Source organism: Criibacterium bergeronii, from assembly GCF_001693775.2.
GTDB classification, from domain to species: domain Bacteria; phylum Bacillota; class Clostridia; order Peptostreptococcales; family Filifactoraceae; genus Peptoanaerobacter; species Peptoanaerobacter bergeronii.
On sequence record NZ_MBEW02000070.1, the window covers coordinates 1 to 956 of the forward strand.

General features: G+C 33.5%; 4 protein-coding genes. All 4 read right to left on the bottom strand.

All coding sequences use genetic code 11. The features are described 5' to 3' along the window. Positions 1–104 (bottom strand): Maff2 family mobile element protein (locus BBG48_RS10790; protein ID WP_116170990.1); only part of this gene is annotated, 104 nt, incomplete at its 3' end. A gap of 3 nt (positions 105–107) precedes the next feature. After that, positions 108–419: a single-stranded DNA-binding protein gene (locus tag BBG48_RS10795; RefSeq protein ID WP_068912817.1), complete on the bottom strand. Its 312-nt coding sequence runs from the start codon at positions 417–419 to the stop codon at positions 108–110. Beyond that, the gene (locus tag BBG48_RS11395; protein ID WP_274541893.1) at positions 400–531 is read right to left on the bottom strand and encodes a hypothetical protein; all 132 of its coding nucleotides are present in this window, start codon (positions 529–531) and stop codon (positions 400–402) included. Before BBG48_RS11395 ends, BBG48_RS10795 begins: the two co-directional genes overlap by 20 nt. 53 nt (positions 532–584) lie before the next feature. After that, positions 585–956 (bottom strand): TraM recognition domain-containing protein (locus BBG48_RS10800; RefSeq protein WP_199560414.1); only part of this gene is annotated, 372 nt, incomplete at its 5' end.

The following is a 956-nucleotide window of genomic DNA, read 5'->3' on the forward strand; positions in this document are numbered from 1 at the left end:
CCATAACCTTCCATCAGGTTAATAACGCCCCATGCTCCAAGTCCTGCACCTACTGCCATAACTAAAATCTTTAATACATTTACTGCCTGTGTAAAAAATTCCATTGTTTATTCCTCCTCATTTTCTTCTTTCTTTTCAATCTTGTTATATGACTTCACAACAAAGTTTTTGTAAGTCTTTCCGTCTTTTTCACGCTTCTTAAAGTAGCCAAAGATATGGATCAAATCGCCTTTTTCAAAGGCTTTTGCTGTTTCTACCTTTTCACCATAAGCTGCACAATTGATATATTCCTTGCCTTTTCCATACTTTTTTACAAGTGTAAAGTTTGTAACTTCTACCGTTTCTCCCTCTTTGTCAAAACTTGAAAAAGTTGGTTCTGCCAATAAGTTGGCATTGATGTTAATCATTTCTTGCTTCATTAAAAATTTCTCCTTTTCTTTTCAATAAAAAAGCGATCGGAGTTTTTCTTTTCCAATCGCTAATACTTATGCAATTTAGTTTTTTCTTAGTGGGACTTCTTATCCTTATCATCTTACCTCCTGATTTTGAGTAATAAAAAAGCAGCAAATCTATGTTCTTTAGACTTACTGCACTCTTGTAATAACCGTTTCTCTATTTAATTTTGCTTTCCCTTTTCTCTTGATATATTCCTCAATATTAAAGGCATTTTTCTTATTAAAATCTTCAAGTAACTTGTAATTCTTGTGCTTTGTAATATCAAATTTATCTGATAAAAACGGTCTTACACCTCTAAGCTGAAAGATACATTTACTGCCATCCATAACCGTTATCTCGTCTTGGCTCATCAGCTCTTTTCCTGTCTTTTGGTAATTGAGTCCATAACTATTGGCATTTGATCTTGTTTCCGATGTGTTATATAAGTCTATGGTTTCTTTACCCAAGGTTTCAGATAGCTCTTTAAGTGTTGTCTTTTCCTTTCCGCCAAGAAACAAAGT